At 44.6% G+C, this 3,037-nt stretch carries 1 protein-coding gene and 3 pseudogenes; 3 read left to right on the top strand and 1 reads right to left on the bottom strand.

Annotation, left to right across the window (positions count from 1 at the left end; all coding sequences use genetic code 11):
- Positions 1 to 182 precede the first annotated feature (182 nt).
- Together AC2VE5_RS25230 and AC2VE5_RS25235 are read left to right on the top strand one after the other, a co-directional pair.
- Positions 183 to 788: pseudogene (locus tag AC2VE5_RS25230) on the top strand (recombinase family protein); the annotation flags it as partial.
- 75 nt (positions 789 to 863) lie between these two features.
- Positions 864 to 1,397, top strand: a pseudogene (locus AC2VE5_RS25235) (plasmid pRiA4b ORF-3 family protein); the annotation flags it as partial.
- 67 nt (positions 1,398 to 1,464) lie between these two features.
- Here AC2VE5_RS25235 and AC2VE5_RS25240 read toward each other — a convergent pair.
- Positions 1,465 to 1,995: pseudogene (locus AC2VE5_RS25240) on the bottom strand (DUF1016 N-terminal domain-containing protein); the annotation flags it as partial.
- Positions 1,996 to 2,429: 434 nt separating this feature from the next.
- Between AC2VE5_RS25240 and AC2VE5_RS25245 the strand changes: the two are divergent.
- Complete coding sequence (locus tag AC2VE5_RS25245; protein ID WP_486890340.1) at positions 2,430 to 2,918, top strand: ParA family protein; 489 nt, start codon at positions 2,430 to 2,432, stop codon at positions 2,916 to 2,918.
- Positions 2,919 to 3,037: the final 119 nt, after the last annotated feature.

A 3,037-nucleotide genomic window follows, 5' to 3' on the forward strand; every position in this document is an offset into this window, starting at 1 on the left:
TGGGCGATCGCCCCTAACTTCTTCACCATTCTGGGGTAGATATAGCGAAACCCCAATAAGTTGAGTGTGTTCCCATATGACTTTATTTTTTCTGTCGTACCGAATAGAGTATAAGTTATTTGGTACACTAAACCAGAACGGTGCAGTAAGCTCTCAAGACCCCTAAGTTTCCGAGGGTTCAATTGGTACAGAAAGTTGCTATTTATTGTCGAGTTTCAACCAGCGATCAGTCCTGTGAGCGTCAAGAGCGGGATCTACTGGAATATGCCCACTTAGCAGGCTACCAGGTTATAGGAATTTGGAAGGACACGGCGGCCGGCACAAAACAGAACCGGATAGAGCGGCAGAAAGTTTTGGCAATGGCACAAGCCCGGAAGATTGATGTCATCTTGGTCACTGAAATGACCCGGTGGGGGCGCAGCACGATTGACCTGATGCAAACGCTACAGGAGCTACACGCCTGGGGTGTGTCGCTAATTGCTACTACGGGAATTCAATTTGATTTGAACACGTCTCAAGGTCGGTTGATTGCGAATTTGATGGCAATATTAGCAGAGTTTGAGCGAGATTTAGTCCGCGAACGAGTCCGTTCTGGCATCGCGGCAGCTAAGGCACGGGGGCAGAAACTAGGCAGGCAACCTGGACAAAGGGTGAAAGCAGACCGATTGACTCCCAAGGTATTACTGATGGTGGAGCAAGGTAATTCCTACCGTCAGATTGCGGGGGCGTTGCACTTGAGTAAGACGACGGTTAATGAAATTGTTAAACGATACCGACAATCGAATCCTAAGTCTCAAATTGAAGTTAAACAACCTACTATGGCAAATCAATTACAATCAAAGGCTGAATCTGTATATCAACTGAAAATCACGCTCAAAGATTTTCGTCCGCCAATCTGGAGACGGGTGCAAGTCAAAAGTGATATCACATTAGGAAAATTACATCAGATTATTCAAGCGTCGATGGGTTGGACGAATTCTCATCTGCATGGGTTTTCGATTGGGGGAGTGGAGTATGGTCAGCCCCTACCAGAACTTGACTTGGATATAAAGAACGAACAGAAAGTAAAGTTAAGCAAAGTCGTAACTGGAGAGAAGAAGAAATTCTTCTACACCTATGACATGGGCGATTCCTGGGAGCATGAGATTTTGGTAGAAAAAGTGCTGCCTCATGACCCCTTGATACGCTACCCAGTTTGTATAACAGGTAAACGGGCTTGTCCACCGGAAGACTGTGGTGGGGTATGGGGCTACGCAGACTTCCTAGAGGCGATTCAACAACCAGACCATCCCGAACATGAATCAATGTTGGAATGGGTTGGTGGTGCGTTTGATCCAGATGCCTTCATCTTGAGTGAAGTTAATCAATTATTAAAGCGGATTGTTGGTGATAAGTAACTACAGTCTCTACTACGCAAGGCTTTCAGCCTTAGCGTTGTTTTCGTCGCACTTGCTACTCAAACCCCAACTGCTGCGCTAGTTCTGATTGGGGTTTAGGCAAAGTGCGGTCAAAGTTAGTAGTCGCTTTTCCCTGGCGGCGGTACAGTCCGCTTTCAATTTGATGAACTAAAACATTGCGGCTCCAGCCATGCTGAGTTGTTTGCTGGATATACCACAGCCGCTCGGTAGGATTTTTCACTTTGTCTAGGAGAGTGCAGTTGTGAAACCAAGGTATTTGTCCAGCAAGCTGCTGGACAATTTGCTCATCTGGGTAAGCTTCAGCAAATGCCCTCATATAAAGAAGATTTGTTCTTGAAAAACCTTTCATTTCTGGGAACGAGGATCGCAAGTCCGCAGATAAGCGCTCAATTACCTTGGCTCCCCAACCCTGCTGCTGTTGCCTTTGCAGAATGTCCCTCCCAATCTGCCAGTAAAGTAACACCAACTCGCGGTTAACAGCGAGTACCGCCCGTACTTGGGCGCTGCGGATACGTTCTTTTAAATCGCGGAGGAAGTCATCATAGCCTTCAGCTATTGAAGTCTGGTCATTTGACATACTATTTTTCTTTTAGCTATTTAACTTTTTGCGTATTCAAATAATCGAGTTTTCAACATTTTGGCGTTTTAAACTTTTAGACCTGCAAGTAGCTATTTACTCCTGCTGGCTGTAGAGTATTGACAGAGTCACTATCATTTTACCTTTCCGCGTACTCAAAAAGTCAGTTATTCAAAAAGTTGCATAGTTAAAGTTTCAACAATTTAAAAGTTCAAAATTTTGGTAACTTATAGCGGTTCGCACTTGAGTGCAGTACACCTTAAGCATGACCTCACAGTAATTAAATCCTAAAGCTGTACTTTATCGGAATGAGAACTGCTGTAACTATAGTAATCGTGATTTCCTAGTTTCAGAAATTTGCGTACTCAAAAATTCAAAAACTTAAAGATTCAAGTTTTTGGCATTGTACAAACTCAATGGTTCAGACCACCAATATGATTATCACTGTTGCATCGTTCAAAGGTGGCGTTGGCAAAACTACAACCGCAGTTCACTTAGCCGCCTACTTACAACCCAAAGGCAAAACCCTCCTAATTGACGGCGATCCAAACCGCTCGGCAACGGGCTGGGCGAAACGCGGGAATCTACCATTCAAAGTAATTGACGAGCGACAAGCTGCGAAACACGCTCCAAAATATCAACACATTGTTATCGACACTCAAGCACGACCAGAACAGGAAGATTTAGAAGCCCTAGCTGAAGGGTGCGATCTGTTGGTATTACCCACTACTCCTGACGCTCTATCCCTTGATGCTTTGATGCAAACTGTGGATGCTCTTAAGTCATTAGGGACGGAAAAATACCGCATTCTAATTACTCGCATCCCTTCCAAACCCCGGCGGGATGGAGCAGAAGCAAGAGAGATGTTGAGCGATGCTGGATTACCCCTATTTATTGGAGGTATCCGCGAAGGGGTAAGCTAATAGACTTCTAAATAGTATAAAATTAAAGTCTAAAATCTTCAAAGTACAAGGACGATGCCTGCGAAAGGATTCCTCAACGAGGAGCAAACAAAAAAATTGCAACAAGCAGTACGGCAAGG

It is taken from the genome of Aliterella sp. E5.1, assembly GCF_057473825.1.

Bases quoted from the DNA above. Each gene is read 5' to 3' on its own strand.
- AC2VE5_RS25245 (WP_486890340.1), top strand. From the start codon at position 2,430: ATGATTATCACTGTTGCATCGTTCAAAGGTGGCGTTGGCAAAACTACA.